The organism is Pseudomonas sp. GL-RE-26, from assembly GCF_019956275.1.
In the GTDB taxonomy this organism is placed as follows: Bacteria; Pseudomonadota; Gammaproteobacteria; order Pseudomonadales; family Pseudomonadaceae; genus Aquipseudomonas; species Aquipseudomonas grandcourensis.
Window position 1 is genome coordinate 1 of the sequence record NZ_JAHBDI010000011.1, and the last position, 23,389, is coordinate 23,389.

26 protein-coding genes and 1 pseudogene are annotated in these 23,389 nt (G+C 59.1%); 16 read left to right on the forward strand and 11 right to left on the reverse strand.

All coding sequences use genetic code 11. The features are described 5' to 3' along the window. The 8 genes from KGB07_RS07480 to KGB07_RS07515 all read left to right on the forward strand — a co-directional run. On the forward strand, window positions 1-164 hold a 164-nt coding region (locus tag KGB07_RS07480), incomplete at its 5' end, for an NAD(P)(+) transhydrogenase (Re/Si-specific) subunit beta (RefSeq protein ID WP_223465356.1). A 213-nt stretch (window positions 165-377) separates the two neighbouring features. Next, on the forward strand, window positions 378-1,871 hold the full coding sequence (locus KGB07_RS07485) for an acetyl-CoA hydrolase/transferase family protein (protein ID WP_046042648.1): 1,494 nt from the start codon (window positions 378-380) through the stop codon (window positions 1,869-1,871). A gap of 319 nt (window positions 1,872-2,190) precedes the next feature. Continuing rightward, window positions 2,191-2,406 carry a DUF1127 domain-containing protein gene (locus tag KGB07_RS07490; RefSeq protein ID WP_223465122.1) on the forward strand — a complete coding sequence of 72 codons (216 nt, stop codon included), beginning with the start codon at window positions 2,191-2,193 and terminating at the stop codon, window positions 2,404-2,406. 258 nt (window positions 2,407-2,664) lie between these two features. Next, complete coding sequence (locus KGB07_RS07495) at window positions 2,665-2,874, forward strand: DUF1127 domain-containing protein (protein WP_223465124.1); 210 nt, start codon at window positions 2,665-2,667, stop codon at window positions 2,872-2,874. Between the two features lie 142 nt (window positions 2,875-3,016). Beyond that, window positions 3,017-3,337, forward strand: a complete 321-nt coding sequence (locus KGB07_RS07500; RefSeq protein WP_223465126.1) for a DUF2388 domain-containing protein — start codon at window positions 3,017-3,019, stop codon at window positions 3,335-3,337. A 107-nt stretch (window positions 3,338-3,444) separates the two neighbouring features. Beyond that, a complete protein-coding gene (locus KGB07_RS07505; RefSeq protein ID WP_046042650.1) occupies window positions 3,445-3,762 on the forward strand; it encodes a DUF2388 domain-containing protein in 318 nt (105 codons plus the stop codon). Between the two features lie 27 nt (window positions 3,763-3,789). Continuing rightward, window positions 3,790-4,110: a DUF2388 domain-containing protein gene (locus KGB07_RS07510; RefSeq protein WP_008002141.1), complete on the forward strand. Its 321-nt coding sequence runs from the start codon at window positions 3,790-3,792 to the stop codon at window positions 4,108-4,110. After that, entirely contained in the window at window positions 4,107-6,068 is a 1,962-nt protein-coding gene (locus KGB07_RS07515; RefSeq protein ID WP_223465128.1) for a DUF4105 domain-containing protein, read from the forward strand. Before KGB07_RS07510 ends, KGB07_RS07515 begins: the two co-directional genes overlap by 4 nt. Before the next feature lie 107 nt (window positions 6,069-6,175). Here KGB07_RS07515 and trpA read toward each other — a convergent pair whose 3' ends face one another. Beyond that, window positions 6,176-6,988 carry a tryptophan synthase subunit alpha gene (trpA, locus tag KGB07_RS07520; protein WP_015092933.1) on the reverse strand — a complete coding sequence of 271 codons (813 nt, stop codon included), beginning with the start codon at window positions 6,986-6,988 and terminating at the stop codon, window positions 6,176-6,178. After that, the gene (gene trpB, locus KGB07_RS07525; RefSeq protein ID WP_008002146.1) at window positions 6,988-8,208 is read right to left on the reverse strand and encodes a tryptophan synthase subunit beta; all 1,221 of its coding nucleotides are present in this window, start codon (window positions 8,206-8,208) and stop codon (window positions 6,988-6,990) included. The genes trpA and trpB overlap by 1 nt, the downstream gene beginning before the upstream one ends. Window positions 8,209-8,332: 124 nt before the next feature. On the opposite strand from trpB, the gene KGB07_RS07530 reads away from it, so the two are divergent. After that, the gene (locus KGB07_RS07530) at window positions 8,333-9,226 is read left to right on the forward strand and encodes a LysR family transcriptional regulator (RefSeq protein ID WP_046042652.1); all 894 of its coding nucleotides are present in this window, start codon (window positions 8,333-8,335) and stop codon (window positions 9,224-9,226) included. Here KGB07_RS07530 and KGB07_RS07535 read toward each other — a convergent pair. Then, window positions 9,223-9,546 (reverse strand): YqjD family protein, encoded by a 324-nt coding sequence (locus tag KGB07_RS07535; protein ID WP_046042653.1) that lies wholly within the window; start codon window positions 9,544-9,546, stop codon window positions 9,223-9,225. The genes KGB07_RS07530 and KGB07_RS07535 overlap by 4 nt on opposite strands. Window positions 9,547-9,703: 157 nt before the next feature. Between KGB07_RS07535 and KGB07_RS07540 the strand changes: the two genes are divergently transcribed. Together KGB07_RS07540 and KGB07_RS07545 are read left to right on the forward strand one after the other, a co-directional pair. Further along, complete coding sequence (locus KGB07_RS07540) at window positions 9,704-9,919, forward strand: dodecin (RefSeq protein ID WP_008045871.1); 216 nt, start codon at window positions 9,704-9,706, stop codon at window positions 9,917-9,919. 121 nt (window positions 9,920-10,040) lie between these two features. Continuing rightward, window positions 10,041-10,262, forward strand: coding sequence for a DUF1161 domain-containing protein (locus KGB07_RS07545; protein WP_046042655.1), 222 nt, complete (start codon window positions 10,041-10,043; stop codon window positions 10,260-10,262). Between the two features lie 68 nt (window positions 10,263-10,330). Here KGB07_RS07545 and KGB07_RS07550 read toward each other — a convergent pair whose 3' ends face one another. After that, window positions 10,331-11,332 carry an LLM class flavin-dependent oxidoreductase gene (locus KGB07_RS07550; protein WP_008045867.1) on the reverse strand — a complete coding sequence of 334 codons (1,002 nt, stop codon included), beginning with the start codon at window positions 11,330-11,332 and terminating at the stop codon, window positions 10,331-10,333. Window positions 11,333-11,551: 219 nt separating this feature from the next. Here KGB07_RS07550 and KGB07_RS07555 point away from each other — a divergent pair. Both KGB07_RS07555 and KGB07_RS07560 read left to right on the forward strand, forming a co-directional pair. Then, window positions 11,552-11,635 (forward strand): annotated as a pseudogene (locus KGB07_RS07555) (OsmC family peroxiredoxin); the annotation flags it as partial. Between the two features lie 180 nt (window positions 11,636-11,815). Then, window positions 11,816-12,049: a DUF1161 domain-containing protein gene (locus tag KGB07_RS07560; RefSeq protein WP_046042657.1), complete on the forward strand. Its 234-nt coding sequence runs from the start codon at window positions 11,816-11,818 to the stop codon at window positions 12,047-12,049. Window positions 12,050-12,053: 4 nt separating this feature from the next. Here KGB07_RS07560 and KGB07_RS07565 read toward each other — a convergent pair whose 3' ends face one another. Continuing rightward, a complete protein-coding gene (locus KGB07_RS07565; protein ID WP_046042658.1) occupies window positions 12,054-12,476 on the reverse strand; it encodes a hypothetical protein in 423 nt (140 codons plus the stop codon). Between the two features lie 41 nt (window positions 12,477-12,517). Further along, entirely contained in the window at window positions 12,518-12,940 is a 423-nt protein-coding gene (locus tag KGB07_RS07570; RefSeq protein WP_046042659.1) for a hypothetical protein, read from the reverse strand. A 58-nt stretch (window positions 12,941-12,998) separates the two neighbouring features. Here KGB07_RS07570 and KGB07_RS07575 point away from each other — a divergent pair, with 58 nt between their 5' ends. Next, window positions 12,999-14,096: an aminopeptidase gene (locus tag KGB07_RS07575; RefSeq protein ID WP_223465130.1), complete on the forward strand. Its 1,098-nt coding sequence runs from the start codon at window positions 12,999-13,001 to the stop codon at window positions 14,094-14,096. Here KGB07_RS07575 and KGB07_RS07580 read toward each other — a convergent pair. The 4 genes from KGB07_RS07580 to KGB07_RS07595 form a co-directional block, all read right to left on the reverse strand. Further along, the gene (locus KGB07_RS07580) at window positions 14,078-15,307 is read right to left on the reverse strand and encodes a nucleoside recognition domain-containing protein (RefSeq protein WP_046042661.1); all 1,230 of its coding nucleotides are present in this window, start codon (window positions 15,305-15,307) and stop codon (window positions 14,078-14,080) included. The two genes, KGB07_RS07575 and KGB07_RS07580, sit on opposite strands and share 19 nt — an antisense overlap. 115 nt (window positions 15,308-15,422) lie before the next feature. Beyond that, a complete protein-coding gene (gene gltP / locus KGB07_RS07585) occupies window positions 15,423-16,754 on the reverse strand; it encodes a glutamate/aspartate:proton symporter GltP (protein ID WP_046042662.1) in 1,332 nt (443 codons plus the stop codon). A gap of 840 nt (window positions 16,755-17,594) precedes the next feature. Continuing rightward, window positions 17,595-17,759, reverse strand: coding sequence for a DUF1328 domain-containing protein (locus tag KGB07_RS07590; protein ID WP_003177151.1), 165 nt, complete (start codon window positions 17,757-17,759; stop codon window positions 17,595-17,597). Window positions 17,760-17,831: 72 nt separating this feature from the next. Further along, window positions 17,832-18,119: a hypothetical protein gene (locus KGB07_RS07595; RefSeq protein ID WP_046042663.1), complete on the reverse strand. Its 288-nt coding sequence runs from the start codon at window positions 18,117-18,119 to the stop codon at window positions 17,832-17,834. Window positions 18,120-18,554: 435 nt separating this feature from the next. On the opposite strand from KGB07_RS07595, the gene algB reads away from it, so the two are divergent. Next, window positions 18,555-19,901, forward strand: a complete 1,347-nt coding sequence (gene algB / locus KGB07_RS07600) for a sigma-54-dependent response regulator transcription factor AlgB (RefSeq protein ID WP_046042664.1) — start codon at window positions 18,555-18,557, stop codon at window positions 19,899-19,901. Window positions 19,902-19,911: 10 nt separating this feature from the next. After that, the gene (locus KGB07_RS07605; RefSeq protein WP_046042665.1) at window positions 19,912-21,702 is read left to right on the forward strand and encodes an ATP-binding protein; all 1,791 of its coding nucleotides are present in this window, start codon (window positions 19,912-19,914) and stop codon (window positions 21,700-21,702) included. A 7-nt stretch (window positions 21,703-21,709) separates the two neighbouring features. Here KGB07_RS07605 and KGB07_RS07610 read toward each other — a convergent pair whose 3' ends face one another. Beyond that, entirely contained in the window at window positions 21,710-23,323 is a 1,614-nt protein-coding gene (locus tag KGB07_RS07610; protein ID WP_046042666.1) for an EAL domain-containing protein, read from the reverse strand. Window positions 23,324-23,389 lie beyond the last annotated feature (66 nt).

Below are 23,389 nucleotides of genomic sequence, written 5' to 3' on the forward strand. Positions count from 1 at the left end.
CGATCCTCGAAGCGTTCAAGGCCAAGACCATCATCGTCAACAAGCGCTCGATGGCCAGTGGCTACGCCGGTCTGGACAACGAACTGTTCTACCTGGACAAAACCATGATGGTGTTCGGCGACGCTAAGAAGGTCATCGAAGACATGGTCAAAGCCGTCGACTAACCCTCTGCGGCACACAGAACGCCCCGACTCGTCGGGGCGTTTTTGTTTGCGCAAATCGTCGGACAAACTATCCTTTTGTTACCGATCCGGTAACGGTGTTTTGCTTGAAAGGCCCGGAATAGACGCCTCGATTGCGACCTTGGTAGCGGGACAGAAGCCGGCGTAATTCACTAGACTGCACGTCCTGCTACCTGTTGCCCGAGATAACAATCCATGTACCGTGACCGTATTCGCCTGCCTTCGTTGTTGGACAAAGTGATGAGCGCCGCCGACGCTGCCGCTCTGATTGAGGACGGCATGACCGTCGGCATGAGTGGCTTTACTCGCGCCGGCGAAGCCAAGGCCGTCCCTCAGGCGCTGGCCGAGCGTGCCAAGGTCACGCCGCTGAAGATCAGCCTGATGACCGGCGCAAGCCTGGGCAACGACCTCGACAAGCAGTTGACCGAAGCCGGTGTGCTGTCGCGACGCATGCCGTTTCAGGTCGACAGCACCCTGCGCAAGGCGATCAATGCCGGTGAAGTCATGTTCATCGACCAGCATTTGTCGGAAACCGTGGAGCAATTGCGCAACCAGCAATTGAAGCTGCCGGACATCGCCGTGATTGAAGCCGTAGCGATCACCGAGCAAGGGCATATCGTGCCAACCACCTCGGTCGGCAACTCGGCCAGCTTCGCGATTTTCGCCAAGCACGTGATCGTCGAGATCAACATGGCGCACAACCCGAATCTCGAAGGTCTGCACGACATCTATATTCCGACCTACCGCCCGACCCGCACTCCGATTCCGCTGGTCAAGGTCGACGATCGCATTGGCAGCACCGCCATCCCGATTCCACCCGAAAAAATCGTCGCCATCGTGGTCACCAACCAGGCTGACTCGCCCTCCACGGTGCTGGCGCCGGACGCCGAGACCCAAGCCATTGCCGACCACCTGATCGACTTCTTCAAACAGGAAGTGGCAGCCGGACGCATGACCAACAAGCTCGGCCCGCTACAAGCCGGTATCGGCACCATCGCCAACTCGGTGATGTGTGGCCTGATCGACTCGCCGTTCGAAGACCTGACGATGTATTCCGAGGTGCTGCAGGACTCGACCTTCGACCTGATCGATGCGGGCAAGCTGAGTTTTGCTTCGGGCAGTTCGATCACCCTGTCGAGCCGGCGCAATGCCGACGTGTTCGGCAATCTGGAGCGCTACAAGGACAAACTGGTCCTGCGCCCACAGGAGATCTCCAACCACCCTGAAGTCGTGCGTCGCCTTGGCATCATCGGCATCAACACGGCACTGGAGTTCGACATCTACGGCAACGTCAACTCCACTCACGTCTGCGGCACGCGGATGATGAACGGCATCGGCGGCTCGGGCGACTTCGCGCGCAACGCGCACCTGTCCGTGTTCGTGACCAAGTCGATCGCCAAGGGCGGTGCGATCTCCAGCGTGGTGCCGATGGTCAGCCATGTTGACCACACCGAACATGACGTCGACATACTCGTGACTGAAGTGGGCCTGGCAGACTTGCGCGGCCTCGCGCCCCGGGAGCGCGCCCGGATCATCATCGACAAGTGCGTGCACCCGGATTACCGCCAGGCGCTGAATGATTACTTCACCGCCGCGTGCGCCATCGGTGGGCACACCCCGCACATCCTGCGTGACGCCCTGAGCTGGCACATCAACCTGGAAGAAACCGGGCAAATGCTGAAGAAGTAATTGGTACAGATAGCAGCTGGCGCAAACACAGTTTCGTCAGTTTGCTCTTGCCTCTTCGCAATATGAAAAAAACTGTACTACTGTACTGGTCATTTCTTAGGGAAAACTCCTACTCCACCGAGTCAAAACAGCATTTTTGCACCTTAATGGTGCTGATAGGTACAGTTGCCTCAATTTAGACCAGTACACCCCCTATAAACAGTTAACTGAGCTCTCACAATACAGATGAACTGTATCTACAGAGACTAGGCAAACGAGAGGATCATGGGCACCAGTTAAACCACTACCTAATCCCGCCATAAGCGGAAGGATGTCAACCATGGAACGTACACTCAGTTCCGAACTGTTCTTCGAAGACACTGCTGCAAAAACCCAGGCTTCCCTGCCTCTGCGCGTTTTTGCCAACCTGATGCTGTGGCAGCGCCGCATCACCAGCCGCCATCAACTGGCTCGTCTGGATTCGCGTCTGCTGGCTGACGCCGGGATTAGCGAAGCACAACGCTACGAAGAGCTGAGCAAGCCGTTCTGGCGCTAAGTTAGCGTCGCTGGCTCTGACCTTAAGGTCCACCGCCAGCAACCCGAATTGAACAAACAAAGCCCGTCGTGGGAAACCACGACGGGCTTTGTCGTTTTGACCTGTCAAATCCGCTTTTACAGTAGGGAGCTACGAACACCAGTACAGCTTGCAAAAACCTCAAACTGGACGAGTACAATATCGTCGCGGTGTGTCTGTAGCGGATATTCGACCGGTGTCAGCATGGAGCCCTCCACTTATCAGGACAGGGACCGCGCCATGAATTCTTTACAGGATGTTTCCACCCCATCAGTTCGATCAAGACCTTACTTGCACCGGGTTAGAGCTCTGCTATCAGGACTCCTCACTAGTCTGGAAAGGGCAAGAACACGACGCTTACTGGCTCAACTCGATGATCGTCAGCTATCGGATCTTGGCATCAGCCACGCTGAGCGCATCAATGAATTAGATAAACCGTTCTGGCGCTGACGGTCAGTTTGCATGACGGGCTGTTCGAACTGACACACTCAGGCCTAATATCAAGCCAGAACGTGGCGAGCGCCAAGCGCTTGGCGTCTGACTTTGCAGATACTGCGCCATTTTTCAATTGGTTTACCCAAAGGAGTTACCCATGTCCCGTCTCCGTCTGCTCAGCGCTGCAGCCCTGTTTACCGTGGCAGCCAATGCCAGCGCAACCAGCTTCATCGTGACCACTGACGCTGTAGTCAACGCGCTCAAAGCCACATCCGATGCGACCACCGATGTCGTCTCGTCGTCGTTCAAAGATGACAAGATCGTCCTCGCGGCCCGTGACGACGCTGCCAGCTTCGTCGCCAGCGAAGGTTCCATCCGCGGCGTGAAGCTGGAAAGCGCCATCGACCACATCCACCGCCAGGCGCCACAGCTGAACGCAACCGACGCACAACTGGCGCAGGCGATCCTGACGATCTAAGCGACTGTATGGACATGGGGCATGCCTAACGTGCCCCGATGTTTCGGCGCTGGCTCTAGACCGGGCCTTGCGCTAGGCTGGGGACTCACATTCAACTGTCGAGTCTCATGCATTTCCCTTCAAGTTTCTTGATCGTTCCAGTCTTTCTTACTCTTGGTTACTGCGGATCGGCCCACGCTTATGACGCCTTCAACCTGTCCACCCAGGGCATCGTCGCCAGTGGTTACGCCACAAGTTTGGTGACCTCCGCCCCCTTCGACCATAAACTGCTGCTCGCTGCCCATGACGACGCCGCGGCATTCATTGCCAGCGACGGCCAACTGAGAGGCGCACGACTGGAGTCGGCCCTGCGGTATCTGCGCCGAACCCAGGCAAAACTTCATGCCAGCGACCTTGAACTGGCACAGGCAATTCTCGTCCAATAGTTAACCCTGTTTTTCTGGAGTCGTTCCATGCGTAACCCGCTGATTGCTGCCACCTTAGGCCTACTGTTGTTGGCCGATGTGGCCCAGGCACATACTCTGGTTGCCACCAGTAATATGCTGATCCGTGCTACCCAGCGCACACTCGATTTCACCTCCGACACCACCACGTCCATTCGCGATTCGAAAATCGTGCGCGAAGCCCAGGACGACGCCGCCAGTTTCGTTGCCAGCAATGGCGACATTCGTGGCGCTCACTTGGAATCCGCCTTCGATTTGCTGCGCACCCGCGTGCCGGAAGCTCGTGACGCCAGTGACCAGGATCTCGCCGAAGCCATCCTCGCACTGTGAAGCGTCCAGGCGCCTGGCTGCTGGCCTGGGCCCTGTTGCTGCTCGGCAACACGGCCCACGCAGGCCTTCAATTACAGCTCAAGACCGAAGGTCTGACTCCCGCGCAACAGCAAGCCAGCCAGGCGTTGCTCGATGAAGCCATGCAGGCACTGCCGCCACGCTTTATCGAGCAACTCGATCGACGCATCGACGTCGGCTGGACCGATGACATGCCGAGAAATGCCTACGGTCAGGCGTCACTGGTGTCCGAACTCGATCTGAACCGCAACCTGCTGGCCGGTCTCACCGATGGCAGCGCCGCGACCAAGAAGACCCATCGCCCCCACGGCACCGTGCGCCGGGAAATGCTGGCCACGGTGTTGCACGAGTTGACTCACATCTACGATCGCTCACGCCTGTGGCCGGATGCCGAACGCAAGCTGATTCAGCGCTGCACCCAGCGCAACAACAGCTCAGGGCTGGTTGGCATTCCCGACCAATGCCGGGGTCAGTCCGATCGGCGTTTTACCCTCAGTGACGATCCGCGTCTGCTCGACCTCGCCGGCTGGCAGCAATACGTAGGCCGTCGCGGTGAGCGCGAACAGCACAATCGCCAGATTGCTCGCAGCCCGGACATCTACGAGACCAGCAGTCCGAAGGAGTTCGTCGCGGTCAACATGGAGTATTTCCTCCTCGACCCGAGCTACGCCTGCCGCCGTCCCGCGCTGTACAGCTACTACAAGGAACATTTCGGCTGGGCGCCTGCAGCCAAAGACACCTGCAGCAAGACCTTCGCGTTCCTCAATGCCGGCAACGACTTCGCCAAGACACCTTTGGGCCAGGTCGATCCGGAGCGGGTCTATGCCGTTGACTATCTGCTGGCCGAGGCCAACCAGAATCTGTTCAGCCGCTGGGGCCACAGCATGTTGCGCCTGGTGATCTGTGCGCCGGGCCGACCACGCGGACCGGATTGCCGATTGGATCTGGACCAGCATCTGGTGCTGTCGTACCGCGCCTTCGTCGGCGACGTACAGCTGTCGAGCTGGGATGGCCTGGTGGGTAAATACCCGTCACGGCTGTTTATCCTGCCGCTGTCCCAGGTCATCGACGAATACACCAAGACCGAACTGCGCAGCCTGGCCTCTGTGCCCCTGAACCTGTCACGCACTGAGATTGAAGACGTGGTCGGACGTGCCGCCGAGATGCACTGGAGCTACGACGGCAACTACTTCTTCCTGTCGAACAACTGCGCGGTGGAAGAGCTGAAATTACTGCGTGGCGGCACCAATAACCCGCAATTGGTGGGGCTCGACAACATCATGCCCAACGGTTTGCTGGAAGTACTGAAGGGCCGCGGACTGGCGGACACCAGCGTGCTGGACGATCAACGAGAAGCCTTGCGCCTGGGTTATCGTTTCGACTCCTTCCGCGAGCGCTATCAGGCGATGTTCGAAATCCTGAAAAAGCACTTGCCGATCAAGCAGAAAACCGTCGAAGACTGGCTCGACTTGAAAGCCGCGGAACGTCGGCAATGGTTCGAGCAGGCTGACTTGCGCACCAGCGCGGCGTTGTTGCTATTGGAACAGGCCAGCTTCCGTCAGCAGTTGCTGTTGGCCCAGGATGAAGTGAAGCAGCGCTATCTGGGCGCCCGAGAGCTGAAGAATGGCGGCATGGACAAGGCCAACGAAACGCTCAAGGACATTCTCGCCAACAGTGGCTTCCTCAGCCGGCCGGCGGAACTGCTGGGCACCAACGGTTATGGCTTGCCGCAACCAAGCGAGTGGGAGCATCTGGAAGCGGAAACCAGTCAGCGCCAGAAGCAGCTCCTGGCGCTGTCCGGGGACCTGGACAAGGAAGTGAGAGCGCTGCTTGAACCGGGCCGCGCCGCCGAAATGGCCGCCAACGAGGCCAACGTGAAGCAGATTGGTGAACACCTGCGCAAACTGCACAAGGCATCGGGCGGGATAGAGTTGCCTTGATACCGCTCCCACAAGGTTGACAGCGTTTAGTCACGCAGCAAAAAGGGCTTCAGAACGCAGTCCTGAAGCCCTTTTTGCTGTTTAGTCTCTGAATCGGAGCTTTACCTTCAGCTGACGCGGGCCTTACGCACGCCTTCGGCCAATGCCGAGCACAGGCTCAGCACGCCATCCACGGCTTGTTCCGGGGAGGTGGCATTGGCGATGTGATCGATCAACGCCGAGCCCACCACTACACCGTCGGCCAGACGCGCGATGGACGCTGCCTGCTCCGGAGTCCGGATACCGAAACCGATGCTGATCGGCAGGTCGGTATGGCGGCGCAGACGGGCGACCGCTTCCTCGACGTGTTCCAGCGTGGCGGCGCCGGCGCCGGTCACACCGGCCACCGAGACGTAGTAGACGAAGCCGGAGCTGCCGTTAAGTACGGTCGGCAAGCGCACATCGTCGGTGGTTGGCGTGGTCAGGCGAATGAAGTCCAGGCCCGCGGCCTGCGCCGGGTCGCACAGCTCGCCGTTATGCTCAGGCGGCAGGTCGACCACGATCAGACCGTCAACGCCGGCCTCCTTGGCTTCGGCGATGAAGCGCGGTACGCCGTACATGTGAATCGGGTTGAAGTAACCCATCAGCACCAGCGGCGTTTCGTTGTTGTCCTGGCGGAACTCGCGAACCATTTGCAGGGTTTTCGCCAGATTCTGCTTGGCACCCAACGCACGGATGTTGGCGAGCTGGATGGCCGGGCCGTCAGCCATCGGATCGGTGAAGGGCATGCCCAGCTCGATCACATCGGCGCCAGCCGCAGGCAAGCCCTTGAGGATTGCCAGAGAGGTGTCATAGCCCGGGTCGCCGGCGGTCACGAAGGTCACCAGGGCGGCACGGTTTTGTTCCTTGAGTTCGGCAAAACGCGTTTGCAGGCGGCTCATCAGTGTTTCTCCTGCTTCGATTGTTCCATGTGGTGCATCACGGTCTGCATGTCTTTGTCGCCACGGCCGGACAGGTTGACCACCATCAGGTGATCCTTTGGCAGGGTCGGTGCGCGCTTGAATACTTCAGCCAAGGCATGGGCGCTTTCCAGGGCAGGAATGATCCCTTCCAGGCGGCAGCACTGGTGGAATGCAGCGAGGGCTTCGTCGTCGGTCACCGAGGTGTACTGAACACGGCCGATGTCATGCAACCATGCGTGTTCCGGGCCGATGCCCGGGTAGTCCAGGCCAGCGGAGATCGAGTGGGCGTCGATGATCTGGCCATCGTCGTCCTGTAGCAGGAAGGTGCGGTTGCCGTGCAATACACCGGGTACGCCGCCGTTCAGGCTGGCCGCATGCTTGCCGGTCTCGATGCCGTAACCGGCGGCTTCAACGCCGATGATCTCGACACTCTTGTCGTCGAGGAACGGGTGGAACAGGCCCATGGCGTTGGAACCACCACCGATGCACGCCACCAGGCTGTCTGGCAGGCGACCTTCCTGGGCTTGCAACTGCTCGCGGGTTTCCTTGCCGATCACGGCCTGGAAGTCGCGAACCATCGCCGGATAAGGATGTGGACCGGCCACGGTGCCGATCAGATAGAAGGTGCTGTCGACGTTGGTCACCCAGTCACGCAGGGCTTCGTTCATCGCGTCTTTCAGCGTGCCGGTACCGGCTACCACCGGGATCACTTCGGCGCCCAGCAGCTTCATGCGGAACACGTTGGCCTGCTGACGCTCGATGTCAGTGGTGCCCATGTAAATCACGCAATCCAGACCGAAACGCGCAGCGACGGTGGCAGTGGCCACACCGTGCATGCCAGCGCCGGTCTCGGCGATGATGCGCTTCTTGCCCATACGCCGCGCCAGCAGGATCTGGCCGATGCAGTTGTTGATCTTGTGCGCGCCGGTGTGGTTCAGCTCTTCACGCTTGAGGTAGATCTTCGCGCCGCCGCAGAACTCGGTCAGACGCTCGGCGAAGTACAGTGGGCTTGGACGTCCGACATAGTCACGCTGGAAGTAGGCCAGTTCCTCCTTGAATGCAGGATCTTCCTTGGCCAACTCATATTCACGGGCCAGGTCGAGGATCAACGGCATCAGGGTTTCGGCAACGTAGCGGCCGCCGAACGCGCCAAACAGGCCGTTGGCATCAGGGCCGTTGCGCAGATTAGTCTGGGTCATGGGGCGCTCCAGTTGAATGCGTGAAGTGATGCATAAAGAGATAGTGGGCTTCACTCTACCCCTGACGCCCCGGCCTGAAAACCGATAAGATCGCCACAACCTGTCAGGAAAACTCACAGATCCAATGAGCCATGACCTTCCTCCGCTGAACGCGCTTCGCGCCTTCGAAGCCACTGCCCGCCTGAACAGCGTCAGTCAGGCGGCCGAACAGCTGCACGTCACCCACGGCGCGGTCAGCCGGCAGCTCAAGGTGCTTGAAGAACACCTCGGCGTAAGCCTGTTCATCAAGGACGGTCGCGGCCTGAAACTCACAGATGCCGGGTTGCGCCTGCGTGACGCCAGCAGCGAAGCCTTCGAGCGTCTGCGCAGCGTATGCGCCGAACTCACACAAAGCACAGCCGATGCGCCATTCGTGCTCGGTTGCTCGGGAAGCCTGCTGGCGCGCTGGTTTATCCCGCGACTGGGGCGACTCAATGCCGACCTGCCGGACTTGCGCCTGCACCTGTCGGCCGGAGAAGGCGATCTGGATCCGCGAAGACCGGGGCTCGATGCCTTGCTGGTATTTGCCGAGCCACCCTGGCCGGCGGACATGCAGGTTTTTGAACTCGCCAGCGAACGTATCGGCCCGGTCATGAGCCCTAGGTTCGTCGGCTATGAACGGCTCAAGCAAGCGCCGGAAACCGCGCTGCTGAACGAACCCTTGCTGCACACCACCTCACGCCCGCAAGCCTGGCCGAACTGGGCGCAACCACGCGGGCTCGACCCCAGGGCGCTGAAGTACGGTCAGGGATTTGAACATTTGTATTACTTGCTGGAAGCCGCTGTCGCAGGTCTGGGCGTGGCGATTGCCCCCGAACCCTTGGTGACGGAGGACTTGAAGGCCGGCCGCCTGGTTGCGCCTTGGGGCTTCAGTGAAACCCCGGCGCAACTGGCGTTGTGGCTACCCAAGCGCGCCGCGGACGGGCGCGCCCGGCAGCTGGCGCAGTGGCTCAAGAACGAACTGCGTCGAGCGGATTAATCACGCTTGCACAACAGATAAGCGGCCAGCAGGCCCAATGCGCCCACGGCGACACCAGCTGTTGTCCAGGGGTGGTCCTGGGCGTAGTCCCGGGTGGCAATCCCGGTTTCGCGGGTTTTGACCTTGACCTCTTCATAAGCATCGGCAAGCAGATGGCGCGAGTGCTTCAAGGCATTCTCGGCGTTGCTTTTCAGGGTCTTGAGGGTTTTACGCGACTCGTCCGAGGCGTCGTCCTTCAGGCTTTCCAAAGACTTGAGCAGACTCTCGATCTCGGCTTCCATGCTTTGCAATGAGGCTTTGCGTAACGAGGTGTTGGCCATGGTGGCTCTCCTGCATCGGTGATGAGTGGCGTGTGTTGGTTGGGACTTCATGGGTTCGAGAAAGTGCAGAAAATCTGAACTTCACACTCGGAACGGCCAACAGAAGAAATAGGAAAAATCACTGCTAGTCTGTAATTCACACGCCGAGGAGAACGCCATGTCTGACCATCACACCTACAAGAAAGTCGAGCTGATCGGCTCGTCCACCAGCAGTATCGAAGATGCGATCAATAACGCGCTGGCCGAAGCCAGCAAAAGCATCAAGTACATGGAATGGTTTGAAGTGACCGAGACCCGTGGGCACATCAGGGACGGCAAGGCAGCACACTTTCAGGTGACCTTGAAAGTCGGATTCCGGATTGCCAGCAGCTGACTTTGGGCTAGTCTTCTGAACTTGCACGCCGGTCGAATGCCATAGGGAATGGCAAAGCACTCCATGAGTGCGTCCGGCTGACGGCTGGTTACCCCTATGATCCGACCAGGGAATGCAACCGATGAAGAAGTTTATGTTGGCAGTAGCTTTGTTGAGCCTTGCGGGGAGCGCATTGGCGGGCGGCAAACCATGCGAAGAGCTGAAAGCCGAAATTGCAGCGAAACTTGATGCCAAGGGCGTTTCCGGTTATTCGCTGGAGATTGTCGACAAAGGTGCCGCTGCCGGCGGGAAAGTTGTTGGCAAATGCGAAGAGGGCGCCAAAGTGATCGTCTATAAAAAGTAGACAGATACTCGCCCGAATGAAAAAGCCGACGCCGTGGCGCCGGCTTTTTCATGCCTGTCGTTTGAGCATCAGCCCCGCATGACCTGCGCCAGCAGCTCGTAGGAATGCACGCGATCGGCATGTTCGTACAGGTCACAGGTGAAAATCAGCTCGTCGGCCTGGGTCTGTTCGATCAGGACCTCGAGTTTGGCGCGGATTTTCTGCGGGCTGCCGATCATGGCCAATCCAAGGAAATCGTGCACGGCATCTTTCTCATGGGGCAGCCACAGGCCGTCCATGGTCTTCACCGGCGGACGCTGTACCAGGCTTTGGCCACGCATCAGGGCGAGAATCCGCTGGAACACCGAAGTCGCCAGGTAATCGGCCTGCTCGTCAGTATCGGCTGCCACCAATGGCACGCCGAGCATCACGTAGGGCTTGTCCAAAACGGCTGACGGCTTGAAGTGATTGCGGTAGACCCGAATCGCTTCATGCATGTAGCGCGGTGCGAAATGCGAGGCGAAGGCGTAGGGCAGGCCGCGCTCACCGGCCAATTGCGCACTGAACAGGCTCGATCCCAATAACCAAACCGGCACATTAGTCCCGGTTCCCGGCATGGCGATGATGCGTTGGTCCGGGGTACGTGGCCCGAGGTAGCGCACCAGTTCCGCCACATCTTCCGGGAAGTCGTCGGCGCTGCCGGAGCGTTCGCGGCGCAGCGCGCGTGCGGTCATCTGGTCGGAACCAGGGGCACGCCCCAGTCCCAGATCGATCCGGCCCGGATAAAGGCTTTCCAGGGTGCCGAACTGCTCGGCGATCACCAACGGTGCGTGGTTGGGCAACATCACCCCGCCCGAACCGACTCGAATGGTCGACGTACCACCGGCCAGATAACCGAGCAGCACCGAAGTCGCGGAACTGGCGATGCCATCCATGTTGTGGTGCTCAGCCACCCAGAAGCGGTTGTAACCGAACTTCTCGACGTGCTGCGCCAGGTCAAGCGAGTTGCGTAGCGACTGGGCCGCGCTGCCGTTCTCGCGCACTGGCACCAGATCGAGGGTCGAGAACTTGATATCGGACAGTCGTTTCATAAACCTGCTTCTCCAATTGAGGGCGCAGGTTTGTTCTTGCGAACGCAAACCTGCCGAATCCAAAAGCGTGTTCATGCAATGAGGGCATATACCCGAGTTTCAATAGCCGGGTAAAAAATCCCGTGAAAAAAGCAGACTGATCTGACGAGATGAACTTTGCCCCGCCGTCTATCCTCACAACCCTGGCAAGCGAAAACCACGAAGGCGCAGTTCGAATAACTCAGCAACAAGGCCAAAGAGGGCTGTCCGGTGTCCAAAGTGCTGAATGCGAAGATCAGCCTGGAGGCAACGTTGGTCGGCTAGATTTTCGTTGAGAACAAAAGATCGCAGCCTTGCGCAATCTGCCGGGATCATTCGGTAAAAGGTGCTCAAGACTACGATCTTTTTTGTGTCGCGACAGACTTGCCAGCTAAAACTGTGGTCGAATAAATGACAGCAGCGAAAACCCACGATTGTGCGTGCTGCCTCAAAGGAGCTTCAACCATGAAACGTTTTGCCTTGGCGGTTATCTGTTGCGCACTGGCCACTTCGGCCTTGGCGGCACCGAAACCCTGCGAAGAACTCAAGGCCGAGATCGAAGCCAAGATTCAGGCCAGCGGCGTCACTTCCTACACGCTTGAAATCGTCACCAACGACGAGGTACACGACCAGAACATGGTCGTTGGCTCGTGCGAAAACGGCACCAGGAAAATCATCTACCAGAAGAACGACCGCTGACACCTCACATCAAGCAGTAAGACTCCCGATCTTCTGCAACGATCTCCCGCTTGGCGTTGTATAGCCTGGCTTCAGGAATGAAGGCAATCGAGCGGCCTTCAAGCACATAACGTTGGCCGGCTTCGAAATGATCGAAGTTGATGGTCAAGTAACATATGCGTTCAGAAGGGCCGCCCATCATGTTCAAGCCCCCGCCACCAGGTACTTCGAAGTCGAAGCGGACGATCAGTTCATGGCTGCCGGGCATAACCTCAAAATAACGCCCGTCGGCCAAGCGTTGTTTATCCAGACGCTCGGCCATCAGCAATTTGTCGTTAGGGAAGGGCGTGGAAAAATCGACCCAGGCCATCTTTGGATTAGCCGTCGGCATCGGGCTCTGACAGCCAGCGACAACGCTGGCAGCCAGCAACAGCATCAACCTGCGCATGATGAATGTCCCAAGGGGTTATGCATTCAGCATAACGCCGATCAGGAGTGTTGACAGCCCGCAGGCGTGCCTTGGCCAATCACTTTTCGCTGTTGATCGTAGAGTTTCGCCCAAGGCCGAAAGCCGATGTTCCCCGCCTGCAGCTGATAACGCTCGCCCGCGTTGAAGTCGTTGAATTTCACGCTCAGTTGGCAATCGCGCCACAACGGCTCGGCGTCGGGGCCGATGTTGGTGGGCTGGACCGTGAATTGGTAGCGGACCGTCAGCTCATGGCTACCGGGCTGGACCTGGAAATAGCGTTTATCGTCGGTGGCCTTGTCATCGACCTCCAGTGCCTGCAGCTTCGTATCTTCTTGCTTCGAGTCCAGGTCGATCCAGGCTTGCGCAGGATCAGGGCGGGGTAGTCCGAAAAAAGCACAGCCGGCCAGCATCAGCAGGCCTCCTGTCAGTATCAACATGCGCATAGCGAGCTCCAGTCAGGCGGGATAGTCTTGCGGAAAGACTCTCCAAGGAAGAATTATTGTGATCAGGCCGCTTCCTAGCCTTGGGTTACTTGATCGCGTTTTTCGCGTTTTGTTTCCGAGCCTGTTGTTTTTGTTGCTCAACGGCTGCACCAGCGCCAGCTATTACAGCCAACTGGCCAGCGGCCAACTGCAGTTGCTGCGGGCCAGGGAGCCGGTTTCCAGCGTGATTGCCGACCCGGCGCGCGATCAAAAACTGCGTACACACCTGGAGCAATCGCAAAAGGCCCGAACTTTCGCCAGCCAGCAATTGCACCTGCCGGATAACCAGAGTTACCGCTTGTACGCGGACATTGGGCGGCCCTTCGTCGTCTGGAATGTATTCGCCACGCCGGAATTCTCCCTCAAGCCCGTAAACCACTGCTTCCCCATCGCCGGTTGCGTGGCCTATCGCGGTTACTACAGCCAGAGCGCAGCCCGCGGCGCAGCGGCTTTGCAACGCTTGCAGGGCATGGACGTGTCGATAGGCGGCGTCGAGGCCTATTCGACACTCGGCTGGTTCAACGACCCGATCATCAGTTCGATGATGGGCTGGGGGGATGAGCGACTGGCCACGCTGATCTTTCACGAGCTGGCCCATCAGCGCTTCTATGTGAAGGACGACACGGAGTTCAACGAATCCTTCGCCACCTTCGTCGAGCAGGAAGGTACTCGCCAATGGCGCGCCTACCGCCACCTGCCACCGGATAACAATGCGCAGGCGCGTCAGCGCGACCAGTTCACTGAGTTGGTGCTCAAGACCCGCACCCGACTGGAACAGCTTTACACCTTGCCGCTGCCAACTGAACAAATGCGCCAGCGCAAGGTGGCCGAGTTCGAGCGCTTGCGCAGCGAATACCGACAATTGCGCGACAGCCAGTGGGCCGCCGACAAACGCTACGACGCCTGGATCTATGCCCCGATGAACAATGCCCGGCTATTGCCGTTTGGCTTGTACGACCAATGGGTGCCGGCTTTTGCCGCGCTGTTCCATCAGGAGAATGGCGACTGGCTCCAATTTTACGCCTCTGTGGAAAAGCTCGGCGCCTTGCCGACGGACGAGCGCAAGGCCGCGCTGAAGGCCTTGACTGACGGAGCCGATCAACCAAAGAACCAGTAGCAAACCCCAATCGCACCCAGCACACCGGCAAGCTCGGCCAGCAATGCACAACCGACGGCATGGCGTGCACGCTGGATGCCCACGGCGCCGAAGTACACCGCCAGAACATAGAACGTCGTTTCGGTACTGCCCTGGACCGTTGCCGCCACCAGCGCCGGGAAACTGTCCACGCCTGAGGTCTTCATGGTTTCAATCAACATCGCCCGGGCGGCGCTACCGGAGAAGGGTTTGACCATTGCCGTAGGCAGCGCATCGACGAAACGCGTGTCCCAACCGGCCCATTCCACCAGATGGCGAATGCCATCCAGACCAAAGTCCAGCGCCCCGGACGCACGCAGTACGCCTACCGCGCAGAGCATCGCCACCAGGTAGGGCAGCAAGTTCTTGGCGACGTCGAAACCCTCTTTGGCACCTTCAACGAAGGCCTCGTAGACCTTCACTTTGCGCAGCGCGCCGATCACTAAGAACAGCATGATCAGGCCAAACAGCGTCAGGTTGCCGAGGATCGATGACAGGCCGGCCAGCGCAGTCGCCGATAGGGTCGCCAGCAACGCCATGAAAGCACCGAGGGCGAGGGCGCCGGGGATCAGGTAGGCCAGCACCACGGGGTCCCAGATGCGCAGGCGCTGCATGAACGCCACCGACAGGAAGCCGACAATGGTAGAGCAACTAGTCGCCAGCAGGATCGGCAGGAACACCAGTGTCGGGTCCGGCGCACCTTGCTGGGCGCGATACATGAAGATCGTCACCGGCAGCAGGGTCAGCGAGGATGCGTTGAGCACCAGGAACAGGATCTGTGCGTTGCTGGCGACGGTAGCGCTGGGATTGAGCTCTTGCAGCGCTTTCATGGCCTTGAGGCCGATCGGCGTGGCGGCGTTGTCCAGGCCCAGGCCATTGGCGGCGAAGTTCAGGGTGATCAGGCCGATGGCCGGATGACCCGGCGGGACTTCCGGCATCAGGCGCAAGAACAGTGGCCCCAGGGCCTTGGCCAGCCATTCGACGATACCGGCTTTCTCGGCAATGCGCAGAAAACCCAGCCAGAGGGTGAGGGTGCCGAACAGCAGCACCATGACTTCGACCGACAGCTTGGCCATGGCAAAAATGCTTTCCACCATCGCCGCGAATATCCCGGCGTTGCCGCCAATCAGCCACTGGGCCAGCGCCGATACGGCTGCCACGATGAAGAAGCCAAGCCACAGGCCATTGAGCATCAGTCAAATCCCCCCAAAAGATCCGCGAATGATAGCGGGGTGGCCAGAAACGACAAACCCCGGATTTCTCCGGGGTTTGTCTGGTGCGGTAGATGCTCCCACATGGGGTATTGCATCAGCTCTTGGAAATTTCACCCGCCGGCAGTTTTTCCTTGCTGCGCCAGTGCGGCAGGGAGTTCCAGTAGCGCTGGCCCTTGGCGTCGTCGTACATGCCTTCCCAACGAGCGATAACCAGAACAGCCAGGGCGTTGCCGATCACGTTCAGTGCGGTACGGGCCATGTCCATGACGCGGTCGACACCGGCGATGAACGCCAGGCCTTCCAGAGGGATACCGACGCTGCCCAGGGTGGCCAGCAGTACCACGAAGGACACGCCCGGTACGCCGGCGATGCCTTTGGAGGTGACCATCAACGTCAGTACCAGCAGCAGTTGCTGGCTGATCGACAGGTCGATGCCATACAGCTGGGCAATGAAGATCGCCGCGATGCTTTGGTAGAGGGTCGAACCGTCGAGGTTGAACGAGTAACCGGTCGGCACCACGAAGCTGCAAATGGCTTTCGGCGCGCCGTAGGCTTCCATCTTCTCGATCACGCGCGGCAGCACGGTTTCGGAGCTGGCGGTGGAGTAGGCCAGTACCAGTTCATCTTTAAAGATGCGCATCAGCTTGATCACCGAGAAGCCGAACAGGCGAGCGATCAGGCCCAGGATCACGAAAGCGAAGAAGGCGATGGCGAAGTAAACCAGGATCACCAGTTTGGCCAGCGGAATCAGCGACGCGAAGCCGAAGTTGGCCACAGTCACCGCGATCAGTGCGAACACGCCGATCGGAGCGTAGTTCATGATCATGTGAGTGACCTTGAACATGCTTTCCGATACACCCTGGAACATCTTCACCAGCGGCTCGCGCAGGTCCGCCTGCAGGCTCGACAAACCGAGACCGAACAGTACAGAGAAGAAGATGATCGGCAGCATTTCGCCGCGAACCATGGCCGCAAAGATGTTCGACGGGATCAGGTTGAGGATGGTTTCGATGAACGCGTGTTCATGCTGTACCTCGGCCGCCGTGGCCTGGTACTTGGAAATGTCCACAGTGCCCAGGGTGCTCATGTCGATGCCGGCACCCGGATGGAACAGGTTGGCCAACAGCAGACCGACCACGATGGCGATGGTGGTGACGATTTCGAAGTAGATGATGGTCTTGAAGCCGATGCGCCCCAGCTTCTTGGCGTCTCCGACGCCGGCAATGCCGACGATCAAGGAGGAGATGACGATCGGGATCACGATCATCTTGATCAGACGGATAAAGATATCGCCTGCCGGTTGCAGGACGTTGCTGATCCACCAGGCTTTTTCGGCACTGAAATGGTTGAGCAGCGCACCGATTGCAATCCCCAATACCAGACCGATGAGGATCTGCCAGGCGAGGCTAAGCTTTGCCTTCTTCATATCTTTACCCTTACTTGTTGTTTGACTCAGGGAGATGCGCGAACTGGAACGCTTGTGGCGAAAAAGTCCAGTGCATCTTCCCCCCGTATAAGGTGCCCCGGAGCGCGTGTTTGCGGCTCTCTGGCAGGCGAAAAAAGGCGCAACTATTCCGATGCAAGGAAGCGCCGTCTAATGCCGTAAACGCCTACCCTATGCCGAATCGGCATGAGGTTTTTTTAGCGAAACGCGCGTCCCAACCGGTTCGAATACGACATTTCGGCAGGCATAAGTGCCGTGAACCGGCCATCACAGAGCAGATTGAACATTTTTTGAGCAGTGTCCGAGCGTTGATTTTTCAGCAAAATCCCGCAGGACGAAGGGAAAAATCGCGGCCAAAGAATGGTGATTTTTCTCGATATACGGTCGCAGATGAAACACCGGGAAAAGTATTTTCCGACGCAACAAGGATAAGGACGGGATAACAGTGATGAAATCGAGACGAGCGCTCTATTTCAATGTGTTGCTTGATCAAGCCCTTCGCAAGCCCGTCGAGCCTTGTCGGTCCGGCGAACTTGCGCAGTAGCTTTTCCTGACCCGGCCCTTGCGCAGGCACTCCCTGTACCCGTAGGTCACTGCGCCCCTGAAACAGGCAGAACGTCCCGACCCCTTGGTCATGCGCCGGCCTTCCTCAGGTGGCGCAGGTGGAAAGAGGCGCTGTGGCCTCCTTCGTGTACAAATTCTGTTCTATCAACCAGCCCTGCATGGGGGCCTCAGGCATGTAGGGGCAACGCCAGCCCGCATGCCATGGCACTACCGCCCAACAGCAGGGCGGCTGCCAGTGTCTTGAAAAACCCTCTCATATCAGCCTCGACCACGACGGCCAAAGAAGAAGGAGGCAATGAACATCACCAGGAACACGACAAACAGAATCTTGGCGATACCCGTGGCGGTGCCCGCGATACCACCGAAGCCCAGTACAGCGGCGATGATGGCGATGATCAGGAATGTGATTGCCCAGCTCAACATGGTGATTCTCCTTACGCTTCTGTTTAGAGGTGCTGCGTTTTCCCGGCGCATGGGGTGCGGCGGAAGTTTTGCCTAGAACACCCAACGCTCCTGATGATGTATCTCACCCACAGGCCTGGCCTGGTCGACATCCATCATGCGCATCGGGGTGCTATCGGCCTGACCGCTGCTGACAGCACTGAATTGGGTTTGGGTCGGATGCAGAGTCGACAGGCCTGGCGCTTCCGGCTGCCGGCTCTGCTCCCAGCGTAGAAACTGCTGGCCGCCGATCAGGGTGATCAAAAGCGCCAGAACAGCAAACAGTTCTTGCTGGATATGCACAGGCCAGAGGTGCAGGTGGGCGGCACGTTGACGATTCATCCTGGAACTCCTACCTCTGGGGTCGGTATTCGATAGCGGGCGTTTTTTTAATGCCCTGGTTAACCAGACAATTGCAGAGCGCATGCCAGCCTTGATTCGAATTAATTACCTTTAATATCAATATCTTATGAACATAAAAGAAAGCACTACGCGCGCATCCTGCACGATGCTCCTTGTGCCGTCGTGCGTATTGCACGACTGGTTTGAAGGAAGGCGTAAATTTTTTGAATTGAGAGGAGGGTGCGCAGGTCAGAAATTCACGCTGGCCGCTGGCAGAGACCGGGTATCTATCAAAAGACCCGCAAAATCAGGTGGCTAACCGACACATCGGATGAGAGCTACCCTGCCATGACAGGAATGGCTCAGAATCAATCATGCAACTTGCCCGATTTCTCCGAGACTAACTTAAGATCATTCATTAAGGAGCGCAGGAAAATGGAATCCGCCACTGAGCATCAAGGCCGCATTTTGCTGGTGGATGATGAGTCCGCCATCCTGCGTACCTTCCGTTACTGCCTCGAAGACGAAGGCTACAGCGTGGCCACCGCCACCAGTGCCGCGCAGGCAGAAGCCCTGTTGCAGCGGCAGGTCTTCGACCTGTGCTTCCTCGACTTGCGTCTGGGTGAAGACAACGGCCTCGATGTGCTGGCCCAGATGCGTATCCAGGCGCCCTGGATGCGGGTGGTGATCGTCACTGCCCACTCTGCCGTCGACACGGCGGTGGATGCGATTCAGGCCGGCGCCGCCGACTATCTGGTCAAACCGTGCAGCCCCGATCAATTGCGACTGGCAACCGCCAAGCAGCTGGAAGTCCGGCAACTGTCGGCCCGACTGGAAGCCCTGGAAGGCGAGGTGCGCAAGCCCAAGGATGGTCTGGACTCCCACAGCCCGGCCATGAAAGTGGTACTCGAAACCGCCCGCCAGGTTGCCACGACCGATGCCAATATCCTGCTTCTGGGTGAGTCCGGTACCGGCAAGGGCGAACTGTCCCAAGCCATTCACGGCTGGAGCAAACGCGCGAAGAAATCCTGCGTCACGATCAACTGCCCATCGCTGACTGCCGAGCTCATGGAAAGCGAACTCTTCGGCCACAGCCGCGGCGCCTTCACCGGCGCCAGCGAAAGCACCTTGGGCCGAGTCAACCAGGCTGACGGCGGGACGCTGTTTCTCGACGAGATCGGCGACTTTCCCCTGACATTGCAGCCTAAGCTGCTGCGTTTTATTCAGGACAAGGAATATGAGCGCGTCGGTGATCCGGTGACCCGCCGTGCCGATGTGCGCATCCTTGCGGCCACCAACCTCATCCTTGAGGACATGGTGCGCGACGGTCGCTTCCGTGAAGACCTGCTCTATCGCCTGAACGTCATTACCTTGCACCTGCCACCGCTACGCGAACGCCGCGAAGATATTCTTAACCTGGCCGACCGTTTCCTGGCGCGCTTCGTCAAGGAGTACGCCCGTCCCGCGCGCGCCTTCAGCGACGAGGCCCGGGAAGCACTGCTGGGCTATCGCTGGCCGGGCAACATCCGTGAGCTGCGCAACGTGATCGAGCGGGCGAGCATCATCTGTCCGCAGGAGCGGGTCGAGATCAGTCATCTGGGCATGGCCGAAACCCCGGTCAACAATGTACCGCGCATCGGCGCGGCACTGAGCCTGGATGAGCTGGAAAAGGCCCACATCGGCGCGATCCTCGCCACCGCCGACACCCTGGATCAAGCGGCGAAAACCCTGGGCATCGACGCCTCGACGCTGTACCGCAAACGCAAACAGTACAACTTGTGAGCAATAGCCGATGAAACTGGCGCTGAAATTGCGGACCCGGCTTTTCCTGAGCATCTCCGCACTGATCACCGTCGCGTTGCTCGGGCTCTTGCTCGGGCTGGTCAGCGTGATGCAGATGGCCGGCAGCCAGGAAGCACTGATCCGCAGTAACTTCATCACCCTGGACCTGGGGCTCAAGCTGCGTCAGACCCTGGGTGATCAACTGATCATCATGCTCAGCGAGAAGCCTGACTCCGCCGCTTTCGCCGCCTCGAAGCAGCATTACTTCGAACTGCTGGAGGAAGGCATCGCCCAGGAGCCGGCAGAAACCGCAAGCGACTACGGCTTCAGAAAAGCCAAAGCCGACTACGAGAGTTTTATCCAGGCTTATGAAACGTCCCCGGACCCGTCGAATGTGCTTAGTAGCCACGACAACCTGACGGAAAAATTCAACGCGCTACGCAATGGTCTGATCGCCGAGCACAAGCGCGCGCTGGATAACATCAGCGATACCGAGCGCAAGGCCCGGGAACGGGCACTGCTGATTGCCGGGTTACTTGGCCTGGTGGGTCTGGCGGTGCTGATCATCGGCTTCGTGACCGCGCAGGCCATCGCCCGGCGTTTCGGGGAGCCCATCGAGGCGTTGGCCAAGGCGGCGGACAATATCGGCCAGGGCAATTTCGATGTCACCCTGCCAATTTCTTCGGCGGTGGAACTGAACCAGCTGACCCGGCGTTTCGGGATCATGGCCCAGGCGCTGCGTGAACATCAGGCCACCAACGTCGATGAGCTGCTGGCCGGTCAGCAGCGTTTGCAGGCCGTGCTCGACAGCATCGACGACGGACTGCTGATGATCGACCGTCAGGGTCATCTAGAACACCTTAACCCGGTGGCTCAGCGTCAGCTGGGCTGGGAGTCCGATCGCCTGGGTCAGGGGTTGGGCACGGCGCTGGAGCGCCCCGAGCTCGATGAGCAGCTGCAACTGGTGCTGCGCGGCGGCACGCTGGAGCGGGCGCCGGAAGACTTGAGTGTTGAAGTCGATGGCGAGTCGCGACTGCTGACCTACAGCCTGACCCCGGTCAGCCATACCCAGGGTCATATTCTGGGTGCGGTAATGGTGCTGCATGACGTTACGGAACAGCGTGCCTTCGAACGGGTACGCAGCGAATTTGTATTGCGCGCCTCCCATGAATTGCGCACACCGGTCACCGGCATGCACATGGCCTTCGGATTGTTCCGTGAGCGTGCGCACTTTGCCCCGGACTCCCGGGAAGCCGACCTGCTCGATACCGTGAATGAAGAGATGCAGCGGCTGATGCAGTTGATCAATGATCTGCTGAATTTCTCCCGCTACCAGAACGGTTTGCAGAAGCTCACCCTGACACCGTGTTCCATCGAGGCGTTGCTGGAACAGGCTCGGTCCCGCTTTGCCACGGCGGCCGAAGAGAAGGAAATCAATCTGCTGGTGGAAGTGCAGGGACCTTTGCCGCGGTTGCAGGCCGACCAGCCACAACTGGAGCGGGTACTCGACAACTTGCTCGACAACGCCTTGCGTCACACCGGCTCTGGCGGGCGAATACGCTTGCAGGCCCGGCGCCACGGCGACCGGGTCATCATCAGTGTCGAGGACAACGGTGAAGGCATTGCCTACGGTCAGCAGGGGCGGATCTTCGAGCCCTTCGTGCAGGTTGGACGCAAGAAGGGCGGGGCCGGACTCGGCCTGGCCTTGTGCAAGGAAATCGTGCAATTGCATGGCGGGCGGATAGGTGTCTATTCACGGCCGGGGCAGGGTACTCAGTTCTATATGACGCTGACCGTTTAGGTCACCCTCACGCTTCATCATCCAGGCGCCGGCCTCCCCGACGCCGCCCCCGGGTAATCAATTCAGTGAACTGCACTGCGCTCAGCGCGCGGGCGAACAGCCAGCCTTGGCCAAACTTCACGCCTTCACTACACAGGAACGCGGCCTGGGCCTCATGTTCGATGCCCTCGGCAATCACCTTCAGGTGCAGCGACTGGGCCATGTGAATGATGTGCGGGGCCACGCCGCTGCTGGCGGCGTCATGGCCAAGCGCATCAATGAACGCCTTGTCGATTTTCAGGCAATCGACCGGCAGGGTTTGCAAATAGGCGAGGCTGCAATAGCCGGTGCCAAAGTCATCGATCAACACCTGGTGCCCGACATCCCGCAGCGCTTGCAGGTTTTCCCGGGCCACCACCACATCGACCAGCCCGCGCTCGGTGACCTCAAAGGCAATTTGCCGCGCAGCGACGTGGTGCAGGGTCAGCAACCGCGCCATCACCTGGCCAATCCGCGGAACCATCACATCACACGCAGCGAGATTGACCGAGATGTACAGCTGCGGGTTGGCACGTAGCAACTGGCCGAGTTGCTCGAGCAGGCGTTGCAGGACGAAGTCCGTCATCTGGCGAATCTGCCCGGTGTTCTCCGCCATCGGAATGAACAGGTCGGGACTGGTCAGGGTGCCGTCCGGCCTGCGCCAGCGCAGCAGCGCTTCAGCCCCGACACAGTTGCGGCTATCGAGGTCGAAGATCGGTTGATACAGCACCTGCAACTCGCCACGGCGAATCGCGCCGGTCAGTTCGGCGTCCAGCGACTGCCGCTGGCGTACCAGCAGAAACACCAGGAACCCAACGCAGATGCCCAGCGCGAGGCTGGCCGGCAGCAACCACCACCAGACCGCCGGGATATGCATGCCGGTGCGTGGGCTGATCAACACCAATTGATACTCCGGGTTGTCGGTGGGCATCCGGTATATCAGGCGTGTCTGGGTGATCTGCAGCGCATCACGGTTTCTCGGTGGCCAGGCCTCGGCCGGCGGCCAGACCTGAGAAGCGCCGAGCACCGGAATTGCGCGCGCGCCATGGTCCAGGACTACCAGCAGACTGCTGCCCGGCGACAGGTCGACCATATCGGTCAAATGCCCGCGAGAGGTCGCCACCCGGAAATTCCCGCGCCCGAGCATCAGCGCGGCGCGGTTTTCATCGGGTTCGGTGGTGGTGTTGAGCCAATAGCTGTAAGTCGGGCCCTTGATGTCTGGCGATCGACTCAGCGACAGCCCTTCCTGGCGAGGGCGATTGGAGCAGATTCGCGAGGAGTCCATGTAGGCGGCTTCGTAGACGAAGCGATAATTGAACGAAACCTGTTGCAAGGTTGCGATCATTTCAGCATCGCAACCGCGCAACGGTTGCGCTTCAAGATCGTCAAGGCTTTCACGCAGTTGCCCGAAAAGCTGTTCCAGACGGGCGAGGAAGCGTTCACCCTGAGCATTCATTTCTTCGCTTTCGTTTTGCTCGACCTGGTGTATGGCGACGAACAGGCTTCCGGCCATCAATAACGTTGCGCTCAAGACAGCAGACATCAGCCCCAGGAACCAGGGGCGATGGAACCAACTACGGAAGGTCTCTCGAGCAGCGGTCATTGTGAAATATCCGAAGGATTACCAATGAGTTATAGCTGCTGATTGGAAAAAAGCCCTGACCGTCGG

Excerpts from the sequence above, each read along its gene's own strand:
- KGB07_RS07485 (WP_046042648.1), top strand. The coding sequence starts at position 378 with ATGTACCGTGACCGTATTCGCCTGCCTTCGTTGTTGGACAAAGTGATG.
- KGB07_RS07490 (WP_223465122.1), top strand. The coding sequence starts at position 2,191 with ATGGAACGTACACTCAGTTCCGAACTGTTCTTCGAAGACACTGCTGCA.
- KGB07_RS07495 (WP_223465124.1), top strand. The coding sequence starts at position 2,665 with ATGAATTCTTTACAGGATGTTTCCACCCCATCAGTTCGATCAAGACCT.
- KGB07_RS07500 (WP_223465126.1), top strand. The coding sequence starts at position 3,017 with ATGTCCCGTCTCCGTCTGCTCAGCGCTGCAGCCCTGTTTACCGTGGCA.
- KGB07_RS07505 (WP_046042650.1), top strand. The coding sequence starts at position 3,445 with ATGCATTTCCCTTCAAGTTTCTTGATCGTTCCAGTCTTTCTTACTCTT.
- KGB07_RS07510 (WP_008002141.1), top strand. The coding sequence starts at position 3,790 with ATGCGTAACCCGCTGATTGCTGCCACCTTAGGCCTACTGTTGTTGGCC.
- trpA (WP_015092933.1), bottom strand. The coding sequence starts at position 6,988 with ATGAGCCGCCTGCAAACGCGTTTTGCCGAACTCAAGGAACAAAACCGT.
- trpB (WP_008002146.1), bottom strand. The coding sequence starts at position 8,208 with ATGACCCAGACTAATCTGCGCAACGGCCCTGATGCCAACGGCCTGTTT.
- KGB07_RS07530 (WP_046042652.1), top strand. The coding sequence starts at position 8,333 with ATGAGCCATGACCTTCCTCCGCTGAACGCGCTTCGCGCCTTCGAAGCC.
- KGB07_RS07535 (WP_046042653.1), bottom strand. The coding sequence starts at position 9,546 with ATGGCCAACACCTCGTTACGCAAAGCCTCATTGCAAAGCATGGAAGCC.
- KGB07_RS07540 (WP_008045871.1), top strand. The coding sequence starts at position 9,704 with ATGTCTGACCATCACACCTACAAGAAAGTCGAGCTGATCGGCTCGTCC.
- KGB07_RS07545 (WP_046042655.1), top strand. The coding sequence starts at position 10,041 with ATGAAGAAGTTTATGTTGGCAGTAGCTTTGTTGAGCCTTGCGGGGAGC.
- KGB07_RS07550 (WP_008045867.1), bottom strand. The coding sequence starts at position 11,332 with ATGAAACGACTGTCCGATATCAAGTTCTCGACCCTCGATCTGGTGCCA.
- KGB07_RS07560 (WP_046042657.1), top strand. The coding sequence starts at position 11,816 with ATGAAACGTTTTGCCTTGGCGGTTATCTGTTGCGCACTGGCCACTTCG.
- KGB07_RS07565 (WP_046042658.1), bottom strand. The coding sequence starts at position 12,476 with ATGCGCAGGTTGATGCTGTTGCTGGCTGCCAGCGTTGTCGCTGGCTGT.
- KGB07_RS07570 (WP_046042659.1), bottom strand. The coding sequence starts at position 12,940 with ATGCGCATGTTGATACTGACAGGAGGCCTGCTGATGCTGGCCGGCTGT.
- KGB07_RS07580 (WP_046042661.1), bottom strand. The coding sequence starts at position 15,307 with ATGCTCAATGGCCTGTGGCTTGGCTTCTTCATCGTGGCAGCCGTATCG.
- gltP (WP_046042662.1), bottom strand. The coding sequence starts at position 16,754 with ATGAAGAAGGCAAAGCTTAGCCTCGCCTGGCAGATCCTCATCGGTCTG.
- KGB07_RS07590 (WP_003177151.1), bottom strand. The coding sequence starts at position 17,759 with ATGTTGAGCTGGGCAATCACATTCCTGATCATCGCCATCATCGCCGCT.
- KGB07_RS07595 (WP_046042663.1), bottom strand. The coding sequence starts at position 18,119 with ATGAATCGTCAACGTGCCGCCCACCTGCACCTCTGGCCTGTGCATATC.
- algB (WP_046042664.1), top strand. The coding sequence starts at position 18,555 with ATGGAATCCGCCACTGAGCATCAAGGCCGCATTTTGCTGGTGGATGAT.
- KGB07_RS07605 (WP_046042665.1), top strand. The coding sequence starts at position 19,912 with ATGAAACTGGCGCTGAAATTGCGGACCCGGCTTTTCCTGAGCATCTCC.
- KGB07_RS07610 (WP_046042666.1), bottom strand. The coding sequence starts at position 23,323 with ATGACCGCTGCTCGAGAGACCTTCCGTAGTTGGTTCCATCGCCCCTGG.